This window comes from Shinella sedimenti (genome assembly GCF_022601905.1).
Taxonomy (GTDB): domain Bacteria; phylum Pseudomonadota; class Alphaproteobacteria; order Rhizobiales; family Rhizobiaceae; genus Shinella; species Shinella sedimenti.
The window spans coordinates 644,974-665,775 of sequence record NZ_JAKVIN010000002.1; the positions used below are offsets into that span (position 1 = coordinate 644,974).

Genomic DNA, 20,802 nt, shown 5'->3' on the forward strand with positions numbered 1-20,802 from the left:
GGATGGCCGAAAGGTGGCAAATCGGGAGATGACAAAGCCTCAGTCGAGACTTTCAAGGACAGCCAGGCGGGCTTCCGAATAGAACTGCCGGCGCACGAGCACGATGATGATGCCGATGGTCGTCGCGATGAAGAGGTAGGGGCTGACGAACCAGCCGAGATATCCGATCGACAGAAAAATCGCCCGAAGCCCCATGTTGAAGTGCTTGGCCGCGAGGATGTTCATGCGGATGACGCGGTCGGCGGCCAGATCGGCGCCGGCCGGATCCTTGTGGATCTCGCCGCTCATCGGAATGGCGCCCAGGAGGATGGTGCAGTAGTTGAACAGCCGGTAGGACCAGCCGAATTTGAAGAAGGCGTAACCGAAGATCACGGCGAGCCCGCCGACCTTCATCTCGAAGCCGGCGCGGCTGGCACGGAACACGCCGGGCAGGTCGTTGAAGATCGCGAAGACCTGCTCGGTGGCGCCGAGCAACGCAAAGCAGCTGCCGAGCGCCAGCAGTGACGTGGAGGCGAAGAAGGCCGTGCCGTTCTGAAGCCCTGCCATGATCTGCGTGTCGATCATGCGCAGGTCGCGCTGCATGGCGTTGCGGATCCAGCGCGCGCGCTGTGAACTCATCGCGCGGGTGAGGCTGACGCGGTTGAACAGACGCTTGCGGTCGGTGATCGAGGAATACCCGATCCACAGGACGATGAAGATGGCGAGGGCGACGAGATCCGGGGTGCTCATGTCCAAGCGTTGTGCCACGGTTTTTGCATTTTGCAAGCGGCTGCGAAAGCCGCGTTTGCGCCGTTCAGACCTGGGGCGGGATTGAGGCGGATGCATAATGTGCCCCGCCGCACTCAAGCGTCTGATTTTGCGACAGGTCATGCGCCTGGCGCGGGTCTCTTATGCTCATCGCGCCTTGCTTTGGCCATCTTTGCCGATTGCGTCTTCATCAAATCTTCATTAAAAAGCACCCCGTCGGCGCCGATGACGGCTGCCGCTCGACATCTTCCACTTGGGGAAATCATGGAAAGTACCGTTCAGAAGTCCTGCTGGGGCATCACCGTCCGTGCAGTTCTCGGTTTTGGCATCATTCTGGTCATCGCCCATCTGTTTGGCGGCATCTGAAAAGACCGGGCCATAGCCCCTATATAAAGCAGCGCGCTCTTCCAAGACGCGCTGCTTTTGTTTTGGGGCATGTCGCACCCGTAAAACCCAATGTCGGGCGATCGCCATGAACGCAACGCGTGATAACGTAGCTTCGGCGGTCACAGCATAGCCTGCCGCGGCAAGGAGAAGTCCGGGAATGTTCCTTTCGGTTTTTGATGTCTTCAAGATCGGTATCGGTCCGTCGAGCTCCCACACGATGGGGCCGATGTCCGCGGCGAACCGTTTTCTGGATCTGCTTCTCTCCAGCGACTGGCCGCGCCCGTCAGGCGCGCAGGTCGCAGCTGTCCGCATGAGCCTGCACGGCTCGCTCGCCTATACCGGCGTCGGCCACGGTTCTGACCGCGCGGTCATTCTGGGGCTGATGGGCGAAAAGCCTGACACGGTCGATCCCGACCGTATGGATGCCATCGTGGAAGAGGTCGAGCGCACCGGCCGCGTCACTCCGCCCGGCCATTCCGGTTACGCTTTCCAGCCGAAGACCGACCTGGTCTTCGACAAGAAGAACCCGCTACCGGGCCACGCCAACGGCATGACCTTTTCAGCCTATGACCGCGACGACCGGCTGCTTCTCAAGCGGGTCTATTATTCCGTCGGCGGCGGCTTCGTCGTGACGGATACGGAACTGGAGCAAATGCGCGCCAGCAAGGCGCGCTCCAGCGACAGGAAGGTGCCGTTCCCCTTCGCCTCCGCAAAGCAAATGCTCGAAATGGCTGAACGCGCCAACATGACGATCGCGCAGATGAAACGCGCGAACGAGGAAACCGCGATGTCGCGCGAGGAGCTGAATGCCGGCCTCGACCGCATCTGGGAGGCGATGAAGAACTGCATCGACCGCGGCCTGAAGAACGAAGGCATCATGCCGGGCGGGCTCAAGGTCCGCCGTCGAGCGCGCTCGATCCACGACAAATTGCAGGAGGAGTGGCGCTCCAACAAGGTGAATCCGCTTCTGGCCAATGACTGGCTGTCCGTCTACGCCATGGCCGTCAACGAGGAGAACGCCGCCGGCGGCCGCGTCGTCACCTCACCGACGAATGGTGCGGCCGGCGTCGTGCCCGCCACCATCCGTTACTACCTGCATTTCCATGAGGATGCCGATCAGGACGGCATTCGCGATTATCTGCTGACGGCAGCCGCCATCGGCGGCATCATCAAGCACAATGCCTCGATCTCGGGCGCCGAAGTCGGCTGTCAGGGCGAGGTGGGCTCCGCGTCCGCCATGGCCGCCGCAGGCCTCGCCGCCGTCATGGGCGGCACGCCCGAGCAGGTCGAGAATGCCGCGGAGATCGCGCTCGAGCATCATCTGGGCATGACCTGCGATCCGATTGCCGGCCTTGTGCAGGTGCCGTGCATCGAGCGCAACGCGCTCGGTGCCGTCAAGGCCGTGACGGCCGCATCGCTCGCCATCAAGGGCGACGGTACGCATTTCGTGCCGCTCGACGCCTGTATCGAGACGATGCGCCAGACCGGCGTCGACATGAACGAGAAGTACAAGGAAACCTCGACCGGCGGTCTTGCCGTCAATGTCGTGGAGTGCTGAGCCTCCACCTTTGCCTGTGGAATGCGACACGGCGGCCCCTTGACCCGGCCGCCGCAAGGGCGTTCAAGACATCATGGCGCTTCATCTCATCAAACTCTGTGTCGGTGCCGATACGATCGACGACCTGCGCGAATGGGTGTCCGAACGCTCGCTCATCGCGATGGCGGCGGGCATGGAGGCCCATTCCAGCCACATAACCCGCATGATCCCAAAGCGGGACCAGGAGCTGCTCGACGGCGGCTCGCTCTACTGGGTCATCAAGGGGCAGGTACAGGCGCGTCAGCGCCTCCTCGACATCAAGACCTTCACCGATGTCGACGGCATTTCGCGCTGTGAGCTGGTGCTGGGGCCTGAAGTGATCGAGACCGCGTTCCAGCCGCGTCGCGCCTTTCAGGGCTGGCGCTACCTGACCGCCGAAGACGCCCCGCGCGATCTCGGGAACATGGGCGAGGGCACCGCCGACCTGCCGATGGAACTGCGACGCGAACTCGCTGAACTCGGCCTCCTCTGAAATCGCCGAACCGCACGTCCTCGATCGCGTTTCAGGTCTCGGCAGCCGGCGCGTTGCGGCATGACGATCCCGTTCAACAACGAGGATATCATGCTCAAGACGTTTCTTCTGACGGCCGCATTGTTTTCCGCCGCGACGACAGCCGCTCATGCCGGCGCGACCGGTTTCCGTGAGATCGCGGTGCCCGGCACTGACCGACCACTTTCCGCCGCGCTCTGGTATCCAACTGATGATGACGGGAAAACGGAACTCGTCGGCGCAAATGTCGTCTTTCTCGGCACGTCTGCCGTTCGTAATGCTGCACTGGACGGCAAGCGCCATCCTCTGGTCGTGCTGTCACACGGTTATCGCGGAAACTGGCGCAATCTCGGCTGGCTCGCGAGCGAACTGGCTGCGCGCGGCTACGTCGTCGCCGCAGTGGACCATCCCGGCACCACGACCTTCGATCATAGCTCCGCGCAGGCTGCGCGGCTTTCCGAGCGTCCGCACGATCTCAGCCGTCTTATCGATGCGCTGGTGGCCGACAGGGAGGTCGGTGCCGGCATCGACACCGGGCGCATCGCAGCCATCGGTCATTCGCTGGGTGGCTGGACGGTGATGGCGCTTGCCGGCGTTCGTGTCGATACGGAACGCTTCGCCGCCGACTGCAAGGTGAACACGAGCCCGCGCGCCTGCGAACTCTCGGGTGAACTCGGCCTTGATCCAACGAGTTCGGAGCGCGACCGGATCGAAGGCGATCTTCACGATCCGCGCATCCGGGCTGTCGTGTCCCTCGATCTTGGCCTCGCACGCAGCTTCACGCCGGAAAGCCTTGCGGCGCTTCATTCTCCCGTCCTCGTCATTGCCGCGGGCATCGATATCGGTGACATGCCGGCCGATCTTGAATCGGGCACGCTGGCCCGTGGCCTGCCCAAGGCCAGCAGCGACTATGTTCTCATTCCCGACGCCATGCATTTCAGTTTCCTGCAAATCTGCAAGCCGGGTGCTGCGGCGCTGATTGAAGCCGACACGCCGGGAGACGGTATCGTCTGCGAGGATCGCGGAAAAAGAACGCGGGCGGAAATCCACAGCGAGGTGACGGACCGCGTCGTCAGTTTTCTCGGGAAGGCCCTGCCGTGACGGAGCGGCGATAATCCGACGGCGTGAGGCCGGTCGCTTTCAGGAATTCGCGATTGAAGTTGGACTTCGTCTGGAAGCCGGCCTCAAACATGACCGAGGTGACGGGCATGTCCGTCTCCGCCAGAAGCCGCCTGGCCTCTTCGAGCCGGTAGACATTGATGAACTGCGAAACGTTGCATCCCTGTTGCCGGTTGACGGCGCTGGAAATCTGGCGTGCGGGGATGCCCGCGCGCCGTGCGAGCCTGATGAGGGTGAGGTCGGGATCGCGAAACAGCATCCTCTCGCGCACTACCCGGTCGACCGACGCGACGATGCGCCCGTCGTCCTCGTTCGCCGCCCTGGCCGGTTCGGCCCCCGCGGCTTCTGGGGCGTCTTCGCCAGGCACGCTGCCGCCGATCACCGCGACGGCGTAAGCCAGAACCGGCAGCAGAAGGATGTTGCCAATGGTGACGATGGCTGCGGCGTGGCCGCCGCTGAAGAGGCCGAAGTCGACCGCGATCGAAAGGTCCACGACTGCGGATACGATCAGCATGGCACCGGCGGCGAGCGTCGCCATCCGTGCTGCGGGCGCGTCGCTCAGCCGCGTTGCGGCAAAGCCATCCGGTCCGCTGCGTGCAAGCCGAAGCAGCGCGATGCCATAGCCGATATAGAGACCGGCAAGAACGAGATCCAGCGGCGACTGCCAGACGCGCCAGCCCGCGGAGAGCGCGAAGACGACTGCGACCGGCAGGAAATGCCGCCACCGGGCCGCGCGAAGCGGGGACCGGCTTCGCGTGAAGCAAAGCCAGGCGATCGGCGGCAGCATGGCGGCGAGAACCGGCTGGAGGAAGCGCACGAACGGCAGGTCCACTGTCCATCGCAGGCCGACCGCGACGGCGACGATCATGCAGGCCGTCACGAAGCCGATGGCCGGGCGCAATCCCGTTTCGCGCATGAGCACGAGCCGCATCAGAAGAACGGCAAGCAGAAGCGCGATGACGAAGGGAAGGGGAATGGCAGGCATGGTCTACACGGACGTTTCGGCCCTTCTCTAGGAGTGGGCCGAGGGGTGAGACGCCAAAAATCAGCGAAGCCGCAGGCGCACCGGATGACGTCGCTCGTTGACGCCGACATGCAGGTGGATGCCGGCCGAGGGCTGGCCGGAGCGCCAGGCCCGCGCACCATGCGCCAGCAGCATCCCGACCAGGTCCTTCGTCTTGTTGCGGGAACGGCCGAGCCCGATATCCGCGATCCGCATCGCTGCCTCGTGCAGCGGGTGGAGCGTGCCCTTCAGCGGCCGGCGCTTTCCGTCACGCGCTGCGGAGGGGATATCGAAGAGGTTTTCGTTCATCGCCATGATCTGCCTCGTACGCAATACCTATCGAGGATGGCCGAGCCGGTACGCGGCTTCGACCTGCCTTCATCCGCAGCTCCGGTACGCAATACCTGTCCGGGGCTGGTGCGGCATGAATGCTTTATTCGTGGGCCGCATCGCGGGGATGCTGCCCCTGTTCGTTACTGTTGGCTTGCCCAGCAGGCGAAGCCCTTTCTTTTCAGGGCCTTGCAGGCGGCTGCCGCACGGTCCTGATTGTCGAAGCCGCCGAAGCGTGCGCGGTAGAGCTGTGCGCTGCCGCTGTTGACGGCCACCGTGAACGGGGTTGCAGCAGAGAGTGCGCGACCGCCCTGGTCCTTGGCCTTCGCCAGAAGCTTCTGGGCCTGGTCCTGGTCCGGCGTAGCGCCGATCTGGATGACCCAGCCTGCGGGCAGGGCCTGCGTCGCCTTGGCGACGGCCGAGGTCGTCAGCTGGTCGACGCCGCCGCCCTGTTCGGTCAGGTCTTCAGGCGGCAACACGGCGTCGCGCTGGACCTTCAACGTGGCAGCCAGTGCGCGCTTTCCGACGACTTCGGCGCTGCTCTCCGTCGTGGCGGCATAGGCCGTCTCGATGCGGCTTTCCTGGTAGCGGTATGACGGAACGGGGCCGTTTTCCGGCAGATCCAGGCCACCCGCGACGGACGCCGTTGCAGCGGTGGAGGCCACTTCCGCGGTCAGTGTCGGCGCGGCCTTGGTCTGGGCGATCAGCTCGCCATTACCGCGACGGGAGGCCTGCGGCATGTAGGTGGCGATGAGCTTACGCATCTGCTGGTCGCGGGCAGCGCCCGAACGGCCACCGATCACCACGCCGACGACGCTGCGGCCATCGGCCTGAGCGGACGTGACGAGGTTGTAGCCGGAGGCGCGGGTATAGCCGGTCTTGATGCCGTCGACGCCACGCACGCTGCCGAGCAGGCGGTTATGGCCATTGATGGTCTGCTTGCCGAAGCGAAAGCTGCGGACCGAGAAATAGTCGTAATACTGCGGGAAGTGCTGACGCAGTGCGATGCCGAGGCGTGCCTGGTCGCGGGCGGTGGTCACCTGCGCCGAATTGGGAAGGCCGTTGGCATTGCGGTAGACGGTCCGCGTCATGCCGAGCGCGCGCGCCTTCTGTGTCATCATGCGTGCGAAGCGCTCTTCCGAACCGCCCAGCATCTCGGCCAGTGCCGTAGAGGCATCGTTGGCGGAGCGGGTGATGAGGCCGAGCATGGCCTGTTCGACCGTGATGGAGTTGCCGACGCCGACACCGAGCTTGGTCGGCGGCTCGCTTGCGGCGTTCTTGGAGAACGGAACGCGGGTGTTAAGCTTGATCTTGCCGGCTTCGAGGGCTTCGAAGGTCAGGTACAGCGTCATCATCTTGGTGAGAGACGCGGGAAAGCGCAGTTCGTCCGCGCTGTCGCTGTAGAGCACCTTGCCCGTCTTGGCGTCGATGACGATGCCGGCATATTTCGGATTGGCCTGAGCGGGCGTAGCGACGGTCGCAGTGGCGGCGACTATTCCGACCATCACCAGACTTTTCGCCGCATTGGCAATTGCCTGGACAGAGCGAGGCAGAAAATCGAGGAACACGGTAGGGGACACTAGGCTACTCTTCATTCTCGGATTGCACTTGTGGCCCGGATGGGAGGTTTCCGGACGACTGATCCCGGCACAGTAGCGGCACAGCGTTACCAATCGGTTTATGATGAATCATTGGTTGCTGATGCCTGTACTTTTTTATCGGGCTTTGGCGGTGGTGGTGACGCGACCGTCCTCGACGAGGGCGCGGCCGAGATAATCGCGCATGCGGGCCTCGATGGCCTGCCACTGCGGCAAAAGTCTGATCGAGAAGCGATAAAGCACAGAAAGATCGCGGCCGATGTGGATATCGCGCTGGCAATCGGCGCTGGTCGACTGCTTTTCGTCCGTCGGCATCATGCAGCGCACCGCGTAGTCCGCGCCGTCGGGCAGGGTGCCTGTAAAGAAAACCTCGTCGCCGTAGGCGGAATTGCCCTTGAGGCGGCGCAGCAGGAGGCCGGCGGGGCCTGGCTCTGCGCGCTCATCGAAAAGCTGGCTGTAGATCGGGCCGAGCCGCCCCGACATGTCCTTCGACATCGTGCTTTGCGACAGGTTGAGGAAGACTAGACCTTCCGGCCGGCTGGCGTCGTTGAAACGAAGCCGCTCGGTATTCGAATAACCGGCCATTTCCGGCCAGGTCAGGTAGAGGTCTATCCGCTCGGCGCGGCCGATCCTGCGCTGTTCCTCGAAGCGGATGGTGTTCGCGGGCAGGCGAACGTGGTCTTGGCCGACGATGATATCAAGGACTTCGGTATTTTCGGTGTGGCCAGCCAGTGCGATGCGTTCGCCCATCAGGCGACCGCCCAGGCTGATCGCGACCGTCAGTGCCGCAAGCGCTGCAACGCCGATGGTAAGGCGCGTCAGCAGGCGATTGGAAATCAATGGCGCATGCGTTTCCTCGCCGGTCGTTGCCGCAGCCATCTTTCCCTCGCGATTCATCGGGGTCGAACCTTCCGGGAGCGTCTGCGAACAGGGTTAATTTTTGGTTGATGGCGTTTACTCTGGTCGTGAAAAGAAAGCGGCCGGTTCCGGGGACAACGGAACCGGCCGCAGGGCCATGGTCGTGACGGGGATTGGGGGACGGACCGGGCCCTTTCCTGCGCCCGGCAGAATTGCCGGGCTTGTTATCATGCCGTGCCGTTTCCGGCGCCGGCGGCTTTACTTGACACTACCGACAGCCTCGGCGCGGCCGTCCTGCAGCTTGACCCACTTGCCGGCATGGACCGACGACTGGCGCTTGAGAAAGCGGTATTCGGTTTCGGACCAGAGCATGACCTTGTTGCGCATGTTGTCGAGCACGAAGTCGCCGCGGTCGGTACGCACGGTCAGTACCGCATGGCCTTCGCCGTTTGGCTGGAGAACGACGGTGATGAGCAGGTTGGAGGGCGCGATGCCGGCTTCCATCAGGCGCTTGCGCTTGATCAGCACATAGTCTTCGCAGTCCGCCGCAGCTTCAGGATAGGCCCAGCGCTCTTCGACGCCATAGATCTCCATGTCGGTCATCGGCACGAATTCGGTGTTGGCCGTGTAGTTGACGTTGAGGATCGTCTTCCAGTTCTCCGGCGTCAGCTTCAGCGGGCCGGCGTCCCTGCCGGTCGGGCCGCATTCATTGCTGTACTGCTTGCAGAACTCGTAATGGCCGATCGGCTGGTTGGTGGCGCCGGCCAGCGGAATGTTGGCCGGCAAGGCCAGTGCGACCTGCGCAGCGGCCAGCGAGAAGAGGAATGCAAATGTCCCTGTCTTGAGTGTTCTTGTCATTGTGTCGTCCCCGTTTGATGGGGTCACGATGACAGGCATGTTTTGATCTTGCGCGAAAACTCGAAGTATAAGTTAGTTCAAATCAAGATCGCATAAGTATAAAATGAAAACAAAATTTGAGCTTTGTTTTATCTGTATTTGAGGCGGATTTGATTAAAATTGTAACGAATTCAGCGACTATCCGCCTCTGATATCTGTGTTGTAATAATTTGATTTTGTTTGATATTTCTGCGCTTTTGCAAGCGGGATCGGGCCGACGAACGAAGCGGCCGCTCAGCCAACAGGCCATCAGGCGCCTGCCATGGATCGCCGCGTTTTAATTCGTAGCTGTGGCGCAGTGCGTGGATTTGCACTTCGCACCAGTGTCTACTCGAAATTTTTTTGCGTTTTTTCTCGCGGGGTGATGGATCGTTCTGAAACAGAAAAGGGCCCGTCGGGCCCTTTTTCGTACAGTGAAAGTCGTGTGGTGTCGCGGAATGCTACAGGAACGACGTGAGCGCTTCCTTCGATTGCACCGAGGAAAACTCGATGGCGACGCCTTCCTGGAAGTGGCGGACCACACGGCCCTTCATGCTGCCGAGTTGCACCGGCGTGCCGAGGGCGGGGCGCACTTCGATATCCACAGCAGCGCCCGACAGCGACAGGTCGATGATCCGGCAGGGGTAGCGCCGGCCATCGTCGAGGGTCAGTTCCGTGCGGGTGTTGCGTGGCGTCAGGCGGTCATGGCGCCGGTCTTCCGGCAGGCCGAGTTCGTGCTTGTTGGCAATCCAGGTCAGCTGTGCCGCGAGTTTCTCGCGCTTCCTGTCGGTCGCAGTCAGCTGGATGGCAAAGCCGGTGTCGTTGAGCAGTGCGACATTGCCCTCGATGCGGCCGAGATGATCGATATAGGCGATGATGCGCTCGCCCATGCGCGGTCGTGCCGCGCATGTGAAATGCGCGTCGCCCGGCGACATGTCGAGCACCGTGCAGTCATACTCGTCGTGATTGGCGGTCATCAGCCGGCCGGACAGGTTGACCGAGACGCGCTGGAAGTTGCGCTGGTCGCTCTGGGGCTGCCGGGCGGCAGGCGATGCCTGTTGGAAAGAGTACATGAGCGCGGGTGCCTGATGATCCTATCTCTTTCCAACGTTTAATCTTTCTGGGTTAACAGAAGGTTTGCCGCGCCCCGGAAATCTCGTATCCGTCAAGTGTTTCGACAACTTATGGGGGTTGCCGGTTGCATTGCCGGTAGAGCCTTGTCAGTCACTCCGTCTTGCGCCCGCCTTCGAAGATCCGCAGATGCATGACGCGGCTCATCGCCTGGCCGATCCCGGCCGGCCGCATCGTCATGATCGAAGTCGGCACGGGAATGGATGGCCGCGGGGCGGCAAGCGTGTCCGTGCGGTCCGGGTCGATGACCGTCAGCGTATCGATCGTGGCGTAGCGGAAGGCCGAAAGTGGCTGGCGCTGGCCGGGCAGTGGTGCGAACGCGCCGATGATCCGGTCGGCCGTCCTGCCCTGGGTGACGAGCGGCAGCAGAACGATCTCTGCCTGCGTGGTCTCCAGCGCACCGTCGACGAGCTGGATGCGCAGGATGGCGGGAGCGGTCTGGGCCATGACATTCTCGGCGATCCGGGCGACGCGGTCACGTAGGTCCTGCGCGAAGAGCCGGTCGAATCCGGTGCCTTTCAGTTCGCGGGCGAACTGCGCGCAGATGCGCGTTCCCGCAAGCCGGAACAGGGGGGCCTGCGCCTCGGCATGCTCCAAGATGAAGACGTCGGGCAGGATGCCGGCGATATCGGCCGGTTCGATTGCGCTGCGCAGGGGCAGGGCCTGCCGGCCGCGCTGGCGCGTCCAGTAATCGTAAAGTGTTGTCGCGGCCTTGGTCTGCATGCACGTCATCCAATCAGTTCTGTCCCGTTCCGGAACGGATTCCGGGGCTGACGGGGCGTCTGAGGTGAGAGGAGCGAGTTTCGTGCCACCGCGCAATTAAGGTTAATAAATGGTTTCGATTGCGCGGCCGGCCGGCTTCGGGGAAAGTCCGGACATCCCTCTACGAGGGGTGGTTTAAGTGCACATCTTTCAAGCCCCGGGGATTGGGGGCGCGGGCCGTCGGCGAAAGCTGCACGGCCTTTCTTTTATCTGTATAAGCGCGATTCCCTTTGTATGAGTTGGTGGTTCGGCAATGCGTGACGATGGCGTTGAAATGCGTGATGAGGAGAATGGCGTGCGCAGGCACGAGCCCGCCTTCAACCTTCCCGGAAGTCTCGTCTTCGTGCTCGGCCTGCTGACGCTCATCCACGCCGTGCGCACCTATGTGCTGTCGGTGCCCGCCGACGAGAGCGTGCTGCTGCGCTTCGCCTTCATTCCTGCGCGCTACGCCGTTCCGCTGGCCGATCAGGACCTGAGCTGGCTGTGGAGCCCGATCACCTATTCGTTGCTGCACGGCAGCTGGGAGCATCTGCTGTTCAACGGCTTCTGGATGGTCGCCTTCGGCGCACCGGTCGTACGGCGTATCGGCGTGGTGCGCTTTTTCATGTTCTGGTGCCTCTCCGCCGTGGCGGCGGTCGCCTTTCACACGGCGCTGCATTGGGGCGAGATGATCCTCGTCGTCGGTGCTTCCGGCGTCGTGTCCGGCCTGATGGGAGCCGCGGCGCGTTTCGTCTTCTCGCCGAGCGGCCGTATCAGTCGGCAGTTTGCCCATCTCAACCGGCGGCTTTCGATCCCCGAGGCACTGTCGAACCGTTCGGTGCTCGTCTTCTCGGGCATCTGGTTCCTCACCAATTTCCTTGTCGGCGTCAGCCAGGTCTTCGGCTCGGTCGGCGGCGGGGCCATTGCCTGGGAAGCTCATATCGGCGGCTTCCTTTTCGGGTTCCTGTTCTTCCCGATCTTCGACCGGCTGGACAGTGAGGGTCGGCGCGATTGATGCGGCCGCATTCGCGGTCTTGCATTCGCCGTTTTCGTGGCGCACCATAAGACAGTTCCGGTTCGCACATGCAGACCGGAAGGGACTGGCACACGCACGGAGGAAAGCGATGCCTGTCTGACCATACTGGCAGGGCATTCCTGCACGGGTGCCCCGCCTCTCTGTCATGACGCACACGGGAGGTACGCATGTATGTAAAGTCGATACTGGACGAGAAAGGCCGCAACGTCGTGACCGGCGGTCCGCAGCTCACCGTCAGGCAGGCTGCCGTCTACCTTCATGAAAATCACATCGGCGCCATCGTCATCGTGGATCGGAACGACCGCATCGCCGGCATTCTGACAGAGCGCGATATCGTGGCCGCCGTGGCCCGAAACGGGGCCGAATGCCTGGAAAAGCCGATTTCCTCCATCATGTGGGGTAACGTTCACCGCTGTGGTGAGGCGCAATCCGTCGAAGACATCATGGAAATGATGAGCAAGTTGCGTGCGCGCCATATCCCTGTCGAAAAGGACGGGCGGCTGGTCGGCATCATCTCCATCGGCGACGTGGTGAAAGCCCATATGCGCGCGATCAAGCACGAGGCCGAGGCGATCAAGGCATATATCGCGAGCTGACCCGCTCGCGAACCGGTCGCGGCCCTTGAGATGTTTTCGGGCGGAACGATCCTAGCCGTTCCGCCCGCCTTTATCCTCTTGAGCTTTCTCGCGTAACGCATGGCTTCACCGCACCGCGAGCGCCACCTCCTGCATGCGCTGGATTTCGGCAATGCGCGCCTTGGCTTCCTGATAGCCCCGGTCGATGGCTTCGCCGGCCCGGTGGAATTCCGAAAGGCCGATATCGGAAAGCTTGGGATGCAGCGCGAGATCCGGCGGGTCGCCGGCAAGGCGCGCGCGGGAAATGCGGTCCTGAATGATGTTGAACGACTGAACCATCACGCCGGTCAGGCCGAGCCGCGCGGCGCTGTCTTCTTGCCTGTTTTCGTCGATCTTCTGCTGACTCGCGCTGTGCTTGATCACCGCCGAACGGCCGTAGAGATCGTAGTTGAGATTGACCGCAACGACGAGCGGCTCCTCATAGGCGCGGCAGACCGAGACGGGGACGGGATTGACGAGGGCGCCATCGACCAGCGTGCGGTTGTTGCATTTGATCGGTTCAAAAATGCCGGGCAGGGCGTAGGACGCGCGCAGGGCGGTTATCAGCGAGCCGCCGTTGATCCACACCTCATGGCCGCTATTGACCTCCGTCGCCACCGCGACGAAGGGACGGTCGAGATCTTCGATCGCGAGGTTTTCGAGATGTTCCTGCATGCGCTTGGTCAGCCGCATGCCGCCGAACAGGCCGGAGCCGCGAATGGTGAAATCCAGCAGGCTGGCGATACGGCGCATGGTGAGCGAGCGTGCGAAACTTTCAAGCTCATCGAGCTTGCCGGCGAGGTAGCAGCCGCCGACGAGGGCGCCGATCGAGGTGCCGGCGATCATGCCCACTTCAATGCCTTCTTCTTCCAGCGCCCGCAGGACGCCGATATGGGCCCAGCCACGTGCAGCACCGCCGCCGAGCGCGAGTGCGATCTTGGACTTGCGCGGCGGGGTCGGTGCGGGCATGGGCGGGAGCGTGTCGAGGGAGGGGCCGCCGGGATTGGATGCGTCCGATGGCATCAGGCTGCGGTTGAAACTCCAGTTCAGCATTCCGGACCTCCATTCCCTACAGGAATTCGCGGTGAGGCAAACGGTTCCGCCGCTTCGACACCTGCAACAACAGGATATAGGGCAGGATAAGAGCGATGCGTATCGCGGGGAACTTTCAACGTGAAAAAAAGATGCGAATGCGCGATTTTAAGGGGGCTTGCCTGGCGCCGCAGGGATGCCGCCGTCCACGGAGTGGCGCTTAAGACCGGTCTTGACGCAAGAGTGCGATGCGCTTCCATCTCATGATCCGCATGGCGGGGGCAAAAGCCGCCATGTGATCCATTAGGCAGTTCGAACGGTTTCCAATTGGTGAATCCGTGCCGAAGCTGAACGAAAATCGCGCAGATGCTTAATTTTTGCTGTAGACTGCAGCCGGGTCGAACTGCGGCTCACCGCCGGTGATGGTCAGCACAGCGCCGTCAGGGCCGTTCGAGACCGTGCGGTAGAAGCAGGAGCGGCGGCCGGTGTGGCAGGTGGCATCATGGCCGGCTACCGACACTTTCAGCCACACGGCGTCCTGATCGCAATCCGTGCGCAGTTCCACCACCGTCTGGAGATTGCCCGAGGTCTCGCCCTTCTTCCAGAGCGCGTTGCGCGAGCGGCTCCAGTAGTGGGCGATGCCGGTTTCGATGGTCAACGCCAGCGCCTGGGCGTTCATGTGCGCCACCATCAGCAGCTCACCGTCCTTCGCATCCGTCACCACGGCGGTGACAAGCCCGCTTTCGTCGAAACGCGGTGTAAATGCGGCTCCGGTCTCGAGTTCGGCCTTGTCTTTCGAGGGGGCGTCGAAGGTGATCGGCATGGCGGCGGCTCCGTCTCGCGAAGCCGGCCGTTTCGCCTAGCTTCGTATCATGGTCATGAACCGGACCTGTTCGGTCGGTTCGGTCTTGAAGGCACCGGTAAAGGTGGTGGTCAGCGTTGTCGAGCCCTGTTTCTGGATGCCTCGCATCGCCATGCACATATGCTCGGCTTCGATCATCACGGCCACGCCGCGCGGATTGAGCGTCTCGTCGATCGATCTGGCAATCTGCGCCGTCATGGTTTCCTGCGTCTGCAGGCGGCGGCCGTAGATTTCCACCACACGGGCGATCTTGGAGAGGCCAAGCACCCGGCCGTTCGGCAGATAGGCGACATGCGCCTTGCCGATGATCGGCACCATATGATGTTCGCAATGGGAGAAGAACGGGATGTCGCGCACCAGCACCATGTCGTCGTAGCCGGCGACTTCTTCAAAGGTGCGGCCCAGCACGTCCTCTGCGGCGAGTTCGTAACCGGAGAAGAGTTCGCGATACGCCTTGGCCACGCGCTTGGGCGTGTCCAGCAGGCCTTCGCGTTCCGGGTCGTCACCGGCCCAGCGAAGCAGGACGCGAACGGCATCCTCGGCCTCTTTCTGGGAAGGGCGATCCGTCTGGTCTTCGGAGCGCGGAAAATTCGTTACGATGGCGTCCATGGTCGTGGAGACCTTTCTGCAGGTTATCTGACGTGTATTCGGACTCGCCACTGGCCATTCGCCTAACCCTGCAGGCTTGGGTTCCGTTGGCGGGCTCCGGGGCTTTCAGGTCTTCGCTTAACAGTGCGCTGACCGTCCGGCACGGTTTCCCAAACAACAGGTGGTGTCCGCTTTCCGCCAGTTCGCTTCTTGCAAAACACTCACCCCAATACGAGCTATCATATAGTATGGATCACTGGTCGCGAAAGAGGCGTGAGGCGACACGTCGTGCTTTTTTCCCGACCCGACCGGAATAATATCCCCGGATCATTGAAGATTTCGCAAAAAGTGCGAAAAGCAGGGTCATGATGGACGATATCTATAACAGCCGTATTCTCGAATTTGCCGGCAACATTCCGCGGATCGGAACGCTTGACGACGCGGATGCCGAGGCGGGCGCCCATTCCAAGCTCTGCGGCTCGCGCGTGAAGGTCTATCTCAAGCTAGACGGCGACCGCGTCAGTGATTTCGCGCATGAGGTGAAGGCCTGCGCGCTGGGACAGGCGTCGTCCTCCATCATGGCGCGCCATGTTATCGGCGCCACCGTCGAGGACATCCGCCGGGCGCGCGAGGACATGCTGGCCATGCTGAAGGCGGACGGCGACGGCCCGAGCGGACGTTTCGAGGAAATGCGCTTCCTCAAGCCCGTCAAGGACTACAAGGCGCGCCACGCCTCCACCATGCTGACCTTCGATGCGGTGGTGAACGCCATCGGCCAGATCGAGGCGAAGCGGCTCGAAACGGCCGGGTGAGAGCCGATGTGCGATGGCCCGGAGTGCCGGCATGCCGCGCCGGTTGCGGCGTCCAGGGGCCGCAACTGGTCGGGGCCGTTCCGCAAGACGCCGGGTCGGCTTCTCGGCATGGGCCTTATCCGCTTCTACCAGCTCACGCTCTCCGGCTTCATCGGCAATTCCTGCCGGCATCTGCCGACCTGCTCGGAATACGGCTATGAGTCCATCGCACGCCACGGCCTGTGGCAGGGCGGTTTCATGACGCTGTTTCGCGTCGCGCGCTGCGGCCCGGGGGGCACGCACGGCTTCGATCCTGTGCCTGAGGCGCTTGAGCGCCGGTTCGCCTGGTGGGCGCCGTGGCGGCTTTGGCGCGTTTCGCGCGCCGGCAGGGGCTGAGCCGTGACGACCTATGTCGCGCTGCTGCATTCCATCGTGCTCGCGCCGGGCCGGCGGCTTGTGATGGCGGATCTCAAGGCCATGGCCGGGGATCTCGGCTTTAACGCGCCGCGAACCTATGTCGCCACCGGCAATCTCGTCTTCGAGGCCGATGACGCGTCGCTTGCGGATATCGAGGCCCGCCTGGAGGAGGCGTTTCAGGCGCGGTTCGGCAAGCATGTCGATATCATCCTGCGCACGGCGCAGGCGTGGAGGAAGGTCGCGGCGCAAAATCCCTTTGACGACGGCAATGGCCAGGATGTCGGCGTTCGCATCATGCGCCGGCCGCTTGGTCCCGAGGCCCTGTCCATGCTGGAGGCCTTCGCCGGGCCGCAGGTTCGCATGCAGATCGTCGACGGCGACCTGTGGGTCGACTTCGGCGGCAAGCCTTCCGAGACGAGGCTGCTCTCGCATCTGACGACCCGCAAGCTCGGCATCGGCACCCTGCGCAATGCCAACACCGTCAACGGTCTCGCGAAGATGGTCGGCTGATCCTAGAGCCATCGGCGCACACGTTGCCGGTAGGCCGCATAGGGCAGGCCGAGATCGCGCTCTAGCACCTTTTCCTCGATTGCGACCTGCAACCACACGGCCAGCACCACGGCGGCGGCCAGTGTGAACTGGACGATATCCGGCCGGGCCGCGACGAAACCCATGAATAGCGCGGCCTGTCCGACGAAGACGGGATTGCGCGAAAGGCGGAACGGCCCGGTATCGACGATGGCGCCGGACTGCCCTTCCGCGGAACCGATGCGCCAGGACGCCCCCATATAGTGCTGGACGTAAACCGCAAACAGCGCGCCGATGCCGGCCAGCGCCAGACCCGCAAACCGCAGCGCGACGGGCGGGGCCGCCAGTTCGCGAACCGGCTCGATGCCGGCCGAAAGCAGCAGCGGATAGAGCAAGCCGCCTGCAAAGGCGAGGCGGAAGAGCAGGGCCGGCAGCCTCTGCCCGTCTCCCCGGCCGAACAGCCAGACCGGCCGGCCTGCGGCACGGGCCGACTGCGCCGTCAGGACAAAGAAGGCGACGAGATAAGCGGTCATGAGGAGGGCGGACAGCGGGTAGAGGGCGGGCATGCGGGGCTCCATGATGATCGTCCTGCGAGGGTAATTCCTCCAGTGACTAGAGGATCAAGCCCCTTTCCGATCATTATGCCACGGGCCTGCCCTGCGGGAACGCCGCCGACGCGCACCTCTACTACCGGCGGCGGGTGAGGCTGCGCAGGTTGCGCACTTCCGTCTCGCTCAGCGGGCGCGCGGCGCCCTTTTCGAGATCGCCGAGCGGCAGGCCGCCGATGGAGACGCGCACGAGGCGCAGGCATTCCACGCCGAGCGCTTCCAGCATGCGGCGGATATGGCGGTTGCGGCCCTCGTCGAGCTCGATTTCCAGCCAGGCGTTCTTTTCGCCCGCCCGCAGCTGCCGCACCCGGCGGGCCTTGAGGACCTCGCCGTCATGGATAACGCCGCGCGTCATCGCCTCGAGCAATGCGGCATCGGCCTGACGGTCGATCTGGACGTGATAGGTCTTGGCGACATGGGTCTCTGGATCGAGCAGGGCGTTCGCAAACTGCGTGTCGTTGGTGAAGAGCAGCAGGCCCTCGCTTGCCTTATCGAGGCGGCCGACGGGCGAGAGATGGGCGTGCTCGAACCCCGAGAGGCAATCGTAGACCGTCGGGCGCCCCTCCGGATCGTGGCGGGTGGTGACGAGGCCGCGCGGCTTGTTGAGCATGAGATAGACCGGCGCCTCGGCGACCACCGGCCGGCCGTCGACGGCGAGCCCCGTTTCCGCAAGGTCGATCCATGTCTCGGGATCGGTGACGACGCGGCCGGCCACCGTCACGCGGCCTTCGGCGATCAGGGCTTGCGCCTGCGTGCGCGAGCAGAAGCCGAGCTTGGAGAGCGCGCGGGGCAGGGTGACGCGCTTGCCATCGGCGCCAGGCTTCGGCGCGGACTTCACCGCCGGCTGGGGCTTCGCCTTGGCCGCCGGGCGTGGCGCGGCGGAGGCCCGGCGGGCGGGCGCCTTTGCTGGCCGTTTGCGCGTGTCCTTCGCCATGCTTGCCTCAAAACGGGTGAACGTCGGTTGACCGTCCAGCCCTTGCCATTCTAAAGCCCAATCCGTCCAGTTTATTCTAGTGCCAAGCGAGGCTGCCGTTGACGAAGGACGATATCACGAGCGAACTCACGACGCTGCGCGACTATTGGCGCTACGCGATCTCCCGCTTCAACGCCGCCGATCTCAGCTACGGTCACGGCACGACGACGGCGGGCGACGATGCGGCCTATCTGCTGCTCGACAGTCTGGAGCTGCCGATCGACGCGCTCGATCCCTTCCTCGATGCCCGCCTGCTGCCCGACGAGCGCCGGCTGCTCGCCGCGCGCATCGAGACGCGGGTGACGACGCGCAAGCCCTCGTCCTACATTACCGGCCGCGCCTATATTCAGGGCGTGCGCTTCCATGTCGACGAGCGGGTGATCGTGCCGCGTTCGCATATCGGCGAGATCCTGTTTGCAGAATATCTCGGCGAAAACGGCTCGGCCTTCCTGCCCGATCCGATGACGGTGACGAGCGCCGTCGACATCTGCACCGGCTCGGGCTGCCTTGCGGTGCTGGCGGCAAAATTCTTCCCGCATGCCACGGTCGATGCCGTCGATCTCTCTGCTGACGCGCTGGAGGTGGCCAAGATCAATCTCGACGAACACGATGTCGAGGATCAGGTGACGCTTTTCGAGGGCGATCTGTTCGAACCGCTCCAAGGCCGCACCTACGATCTCATCATCACCAATCCGCCCTATGTCGACCATGAGGCGCTGGAGGGCTATCCGCCGGAATTCCGCGCCGAGCCGGAAATGGCCCATGACGGCGGCGTGGACGGGCTGGATCTGGTGCGCCGCATCCTTGCCGACGCGCCTGTTTATCTCAACCCCGAGGGCGGCATGATCTGCGAGATCGGCTCGGGCCGGGAAATCCTGGAAGAGGAGTTCCCGCATCTCGATTTCGTCTGGCTGGAAACGGCCGAGTCGCAGGACGCCGTTTTCTGGATTTCCGCCGAAGCGCTCGGCGTCTCCTGAGCGCTCAGCGTCTCCTGAGCGCAACGCGTCTCCTGAGCGTTGTACGTCTCCTGAGCCTTCGCCCGGCCGCGCCGGGCACGCCGGCCATTGTGCCGGCCCGGCTTGCGGGCGCGCGGCAGGCCTTCGGGGGGCGGAAAGGCGAGGGGTTCTCCATCGCCTGCACCATCCGCCGCTGCATCGTCTTCCACATCGTCGTCTTCTTCACCCGGAACCAGCCCCCAGGCCTCGCGGTATATGCGATGGACGTCCATGATGCCGTCAATCAGGCGCCGGATATCCGCATCGGTGACGATGCAGGGCGGTAATGTGGTGCTGTCGGGCCATTCGCCCACCTCGCCGCCCGGCCGCGGGCTGCCGGCGCAGCGCCGCGCCCGCCGGCAACGCGGCAGGCGGCAAGTGCGGAAGAAGCCGGCCTCGGTCGCGCCGAACTGACGGATGACCAGCGTTTCGGCATCGTCTCCCTCGGGCGGTGCGGTGGCGCTATTCCTGTCTGGTGTCATCGATCTCTCCTGAGGTCTCTCTCCTGGGGTGTCTGGCGGATTGCGCGCAGCCGGAACGGCCCGCAGGTCTCCCATCGGGTTGAAAAATGTCGGGACCGGAGAACCGCGCGAAAGCGTTGCCTCGGGAATGGGTGATATGGGTGGCTTCGCTTTCGCGCGGCCCAGGCGTTCTTCGGAGGCGGTCTTGTCCTCCTTCAGGCATGGCAGGGCTTCGCTGCGCAGTTTGTTGGCGCATATGCCTTTTCCGAAAACCGCGTTCCGCACTTTTCGGGGATATGCGCTGCCACTCTGCCTGCATGGCGGACCCAAACCGACCCCGCGACCCGGGGACGGGGGAAGCCCCGCAGGACGACGGGCGTCATCCCTTCGTCGCTCCAAACCTCTTTCGCCCCTGCCGCACGTTACGGCCGAAAACGAAAGCGCCTCCTCCCGCCCGCATCGACACGTTACGCGATCCGTCCGGCGGCGGAAGGACGTTCAGGATAAGGGAGGTTTTGGGAGCGGGGATGATTTGCGGGTGAAATGGGCGGCCGGGATTGGAAGAATTGGGTTTTTTCGGTGATGGCGTCCCCGTGCTTCACGGGTGGTTGCGGTCGTCATTACGCCAACCGCCACCACACTTACCGTTGCCACGCCGACAGCCGCGGCACCCACAGTCGCCGCACTTGCCGGGCTACACCCACCGACGTCATCCTCGGGCTTGACCCGAGGATCCGTGGCCGCCCGTTTTGTGCCGTGTCAGATCCTCGAGTCAAGCAAGAGGATGCCGGAGGAAAGAGTGTTGTTCGTGCTGTGGGTGTCGCGGGTGGGGCGGCGAATGACCGCTGTCGGCCCATTGCGGTCATGGCCGTCGTCGCAATCAGCCTCGAAATCGCTCCATTCCTTGCGATGGAATTTTATACCATCAGGGAAGTTAGACGTGCTGAAGCTTCCACGTCCGTCAGCTTTTGTTCTCGGAGACCATGTCGAGCAAAGCAGTTGTCGCCGCCCTTGTGTAGT

24 protein-coding genes are annotated in these 20,802 nt (G+C 63.4%); 10 read left to right on the forward strand and 14 right to left on the reverse strand.

Annotated elements, in window-relative coordinates; genetic code table 11:
* Positions 1-39: 39 nt before the first annotated feature.
* The gene (locus MKI86_RS07215) at positions 40-729 is read right to left on the reverse strand and encodes a DUF599 domain-containing protein (protein WP_241599166.1); all 690 of its coding nucleotides are present in this window, start codon (positions 727-729) and stop codon (positions 40-42) included.
* A gap of 562 nt (positions 730-1,291) precedes the next feature.
* Here MKI86_RS07215 and MKI86_RS07220 point away from each other — a divergent pair.
* The 3 genes from MKI86_RS07220 (at position 1,292) to MKI86_RS07230 (ending at position 4,322) form a co-directional block, all read left to right on the forward strand.
* Positions 1,292-2,692 carry an L-serine ammonia-lyase gene (locus MKI86_RS07220; RefSeq protein ID WP_241599169.1) on the forward strand — a complete coding sequence of 467 codons (1,401 nt, stop codon included), beginning with the start codon at positions 1,292-1,294 and terminating at the stop codon, positions 2,690-2,692.
* Positions 2,693-2,765: 73 nt separating this feature from the next.
* The gene (locus MKI86_RS07225) at positions 2,766-3,203 is read left to right on the forward strand and encodes a DUF1489 family protein (protein WP_241599171.1); all 438 of its coding nucleotides are present in this window, start codon (positions 2,766-2,768) and stop codon (positions 3,201-3,203) included.
* 60 nt (positions 3,204-3,263) lie between these two features.
* Positions 3,264-4,322: an alpha/beta hydrolase family protein gene (locus MKI86_RS07230; RefSeq protein ID WP_241599173.1), complete on the forward strand. Its 1,059-nt coding sequence runs from the start codon at positions 3,264-3,266 to the stop codon at positions 4,320-4,322.
* On the opposite strand, the gene MKI86_RS07235 is transcribed toward MKI86_RS07230, so the two are convergent.
* The 7 genes from MKI86_RS07235 to MKI86_RS07265 all read right to left on the reverse strand — a co-directional run bounded on the left by MKI86_RS07235 (position 4,294) and on the right by MKI86_RS07265 (position 10,859).
* On the reverse strand, positions 4,294-5,325 hold the full coding sequence (locus MKI86_RS07235; protein ID WP_241599182.1) for a helix-turn-helix domain-containing protein: 1,032 nt from the start codon (positions 5,323-5,325) through the stop codon (positions 4,294-4,296). The genes MKI86_RS07230 and MKI86_RS07235 overlap by 29 nt on opposite strands.
* A 60-nt stretch (positions 5,326-5,385) precedes the next feature.
* Positions 5,386-5,658, reverse strand: a complete 273-nt coding sequence (locus MKI86_RS07240) for a hypothetical protein (protein ID WP_241599184.1) — start codon at positions 5,656-5,658, stop codon at positions 5,386-5,388.
* Positions 5,659-5,816: 158 nt separating this feature from the next.
* A complete protein-coding gene (locus tag MKI86_RS07245) occupies positions 5,817-7,268 on the reverse strand; it encodes a D-alanyl-D-alanine carboxypeptidase (protein WP_241599186.1) in 1,452 nt (483 codons plus the stop codon).
* A gap of 120 nt (positions 7,269-7,388) precedes the next feature.
* Positions 7,389-8,150 carry a hypothetical protein gene (locus MKI86_RS07250; protein ID WP_241599188.1) on the reverse strand — a complete coding sequence of 254 codons (762 nt, stop codon included), beginning with the start codon at positions 8,148-8,150 and terminating at the stop codon, positions 7,389-7,391.
* Positions 8,151-8,387: 237 nt separating this feature from the next.
* Positions 8,388-8,987: a transglutaminase-like cysteine peptidase gene (locus MKI86_RS07255; protein ID WP_241599190.1), complete on the reverse strand. Its 600-nt coding sequence runs from the start codon at positions 8,985-8,987 to the stop codon at positions 8,388-8,390.
* Positions 8,988-9,466: 479 nt separating this feature from the next.
* Complete coding sequence (locus MKI86_RS07260; RefSeq protein WP_241599206.1) at positions 9,467-10,078, reverse strand: PilZ domain-containing protein; 612 nt, start codon at positions 10,076-10,078, stop codon at positions 9,467-9,469.
* Between the two features lie 151 nt (positions 10,079-10,229).
* Positions 10,230-10,859, reverse strand: a complete 630-nt coding sequence (locus MKI86_RS07265; protein WP_241599208.1) for a PAS domain-containing protein — start codon at positions 10,857-10,859, stop codon at positions 10,230-10,232.
* Positions 10,860-11,151: 292 nt separating this feature from the next.
* On the opposite strand from MKI86_RS07265, the gene MKI86_RS07270 reads away from it, so the two are divergent.
* Entirely contained in the window at positions 11,152-11,892 is a 741-nt protein-coding gene (locus MKI86_RS07270) for a rhomboid family intramembrane serine protease (RefSeq protein ID WP_241599210.1), read from the forward strand.
* 188 nt (positions 11,893-12,080) lie between these two features.
* Positions 12,081-12,509 (forward strand): CBS domain-containing protein, encoded by a 429-nt coding sequence (locus MKI86_RS07275; RefSeq protein ID WP_241599212.1) that lies wholly within the window; start codon positions 12,081-12,083, stop codon positions 12,507-12,509.
* A gap of 105 nt (positions 12,510-12,614) precedes the next feature.
* Here the strand turns inward: MKI86_RS07275 and MKI86_RS07280 are convergent, their stop codons facing one another.
* From MKI86_RS07280 to folE, 3 genes are all read right to left on the reverse strand, one after another.
* A complete protein-coding gene (locus MKI86_RS07280) occupies positions 12,615-13,580 on the reverse strand; it encodes a patatin-like phospholipase family protein (RefSeq protein WP_241599214.1) in 966 nt (321 codons plus the stop codon).
* A 349-nt stretch (positions 13,581-13,929) separates the two neighbouring features.
* Positions 13,930-14,382, reverse strand: a complete 453-nt coding sequence (hisI, locus tag MKI86_RS07285) for a phosphoribosyl-AMP cyclohydrolase (protein WP_241599226.1) — start codon at positions 14,380-14,382, stop codon at positions 13,930-13,932.
* A 36-nt stretch (positions 14,383-14,418) separates the two neighbouring features.
* Positions 14,419-15,030: a GTP cyclohydrolase I FolE gene (gene folE / locus MKI86_RS07290; RefSeq protein WP_241599228.1), complete on the reverse strand. Its 612-nt coding sequence runs from the start codon at positions 15,028-15,030 to the stop codon at positions 14,419-14,421.
* Between the two features lie 344 nt (positions 15,031-15,374).
* On the opposite strand from folE, the gene MKI86_RS07295 reads away from it, so the two are divergent.
* The 3 genes from MKI86_RS07295 to MKI86_RS07305 are packed head-to-tail and all read left to right on the forward strand — an operon-like array spanning position 15,375 to position 16,727.
* Complete coding sequence (locus MKI86_RS07295; RefSeq protein ID WP_241599229.1) at positions 15,375-15,821, forward strand: iron-sulfur cluster assembly scaffold protein; 447 nt, start codon at positions 15,375-15,377, stop codon at positions 15,819-15,821.
* A 6-nt stretch (positions 15,822-15,827) separates the two neighbouring features.
* A complete protein-coding gene (yidD, locus tag MKI86_RS07300; RefSeq protein WP_241599232.1) occupies positions 15,828-16,196 on the forward strand; it encodes a membrane protein insertion efficiency factor YidD in 369 nt (122 codons plus the stop codon).
* A gap of 3 nt (positions 16,197-16,199) precedes the next feature.
* A complete protein-coding gene (locus MKI86_RS07305) occupies positions 16,200-16,727 on the forward strand; it encodes a DUF1697 domain-containing protein (RefSeq protein ID WP_241599235.1) in 528 nt (175 codons plus the stop codon).
* Between the two features lie 2 nt (positions 16,728-16,729).
* Here the strand turns inward: MKI86_RS07305 and MKI86_RS07310 are convergent, their stop codons facing one another.
* On the reverse strand, positions 16,730-17,311 hold the full coding sequence (locus tag MKI86_RS07310; RefSeq protein ID WP_241599238.1) for a methyltransferase family protein: 582 nt from the start codon (positions 17,309-17,311) through the stop codon (positions 16,730-16,732).
* Positions 17,312-17,432: 121 nt separating this feature from the next.
* Positions 17,433-18,287, reverse strand: coding sequence for a pseudouridine synthase (locus MKI86_RS07315; RefSeq protein WP_241599241.1), 855 nt, complete (start codon positions 18,285-18,287; stop codon positions 17,433-17,435).
* A gap of 98 nt (positions 18,288-18,385) precedes the next feature.
* Between MKI86_RS07315 and prmB the strand changes: the two genes are divergently transcribed.
* Together prmB and MKI86_RS07325 are read left to right on the forward strand one after the other, a co-directional pair.
* Positions 18,386-19,303, forward strand: coding sequence for a 50S ribosomal protein L3 N(5)-glutamine methyltransferase (gene prmB, locus MKI86_RS07320; RefSeq protein ID WP_241599243.1), 918 nt, complete (start codon positions 18,386-18,388; stop codon positions 19,301-19,303).
* An 89-nt stretch (positions 19,304-19,392) separates the two neighbouring features.
* Complete coding sequence (locus MKI86_RS07325; protein WP_241599246.1) at positions 19,393-19,608, forward strand: hypothetical protein; 216 nt, start codon at positions 19,393-19,395, stop codon at positions 19,606-19,608.
* A gap of 933 nt (positions 19,609-20,541) precedes the next feature.
* Here MKI86_RS07325 and MKI86_RS07330 read toward each other — a convergent pair.
* A partial coding sequence (locus MKI86_RS07330) for a hypothetical protein (RefSeq protein ID WP_241599249.1) occupies positions 20,542-20,802 on the reverse strand: 261 nt, incomplete at its 5' end.

Coding starts and splice junctions, on each gene's coding strand:
- MKI86_RS07220 (WP_241599169.1), top strand. CDS start 1,292: ATGTTCCTTTCGGTTTTTGATGTCTTCAAGATCGGTATCGGTCCGTCG.
- MKI86_RS07310 (WP_241599238.1), bottom strand. CDS start 17,311: ATGCCCGCCCTCTACCCGCTGTCCGCCCTCCTCATGACCGCTTATCTC.
- MKI86_RS07255 (WP_241599190.1), bottom strand. CDS start 8,987: ATGACAAGAACACTCAAGACAGGGACATTTGCATTCCTCTTCTCGCTG.
- MKI86_RS07265 (WP_241599208.1), bottom strand. CDS start 10,859: ATGCAGACCAAGGCCGCGACAACACTTTACGATTACTGGACGCGCCAG.
- MKI86_RS07230 (WP_241599173.1), top strand. CDS start 3,264: ATGACGATCCCGTTCAACAACGAGGATATCATGCTCAAGACGTTTCTT.
- hisI (WP_241599226.1), bottom strand. CDS start 14,382: ATGCCGATCACCTTCGACGCCCCCTCGAAAGACAAGGCCGAACTCGAG.
- folE (WP_241599228.1), bottom strand. CDS start 15,030: ATGGACGCCATCGTAACGAATTTTCCGCGCTCCGAAGACCAGACGGAT.
- MKI86_RS07250 (WP_241599188.1), bottom strand. CDS start 8,150: ATGGCTGCGGCAACGACCGGCGAGGAAACGCATGCGCCATTGATTTCC.
- MKI86_RS07295 (WP_241599229.1), top strand. CDS start 15,375: ATGATGGACGATATCTATAACAGCCGTATTCTCGAATTTGCCGGCAAC.
- MKI86_RS07240 (WP_241599184.1), bottom strand. CDS start 5,658: ATGGCGATGAACGAAAACCTCTTCGATATCCCCTCCGCAGCGCGTGAC.
- MKI86_RS07280 (WP_241599214.1), bottom strand. CDS start 13,580: ATGCTGAACTGGAGTTTCAACCGCAGCCTGATGCCATCGGACGCATCC.
- MKI86_RS07215 (WP_241599166.1), bottom strand. CDS start 729: ATGAGCACCCCGGATCTCGTCGCCCTCGCCATCTTCATCGTCCTGTGG.
- MKI86_RS07270 (WP_241599210.1), top strand. CDS start 11,152: ATGCGTGACGATGGCGTTGAAATGCGTGATGAGGAGAATGGCGTGCGC.
- yidD (WP_241599232.1), top strand. CDS start 15,828: ATGTGCGATGGCCCGGAGTGCCGGCATGCCGCGCCGGTTGCGGCGTCC.
- MKI86_RS07260 (WP_241599206.1), bottom strand. CDS start 10,078: ATGTACTCTTTCCAACAGGCATCGCCTGCCGCCCGGCAGCCCCAGAGC.
- MKI86_RS07315 (WP_241599241.1), bottom strand. CDS start 18,287: ATGGCGAAGGACACGCGCAAACGGCCAGCAAAGGCGCCCGCCCGCCGG.
- MKI86_RS07235 (WP_241599182.1), bottom strand. CDS start 5,325: ATGCCTGCCATTCCCCTTCCCTTCGTCATCGCGCTTCTGCTTGCCGTT.
- MKI86_RS07275 (WP_241599212.1), top strand. CDS start 12,081: ATGTATGTAAAGTCGATACTGGACGAGAAAGGCCGCAACGTCGTGACC.
- MKI86_RS07225 (WP_241599171.1), top strand. CDS start 2,766: ATGGCGCTTCATCTCATCAAACTCTGTGTCGGTGCCGATACGATCGAC.
- MKI86_RS07245 (WP_241599186.1), bottom strand. CDS start 7,268: ATGAAGAGTAGCCTAGTGTCCCCTACCGTGTTCCTCGATTTTCTGCCT.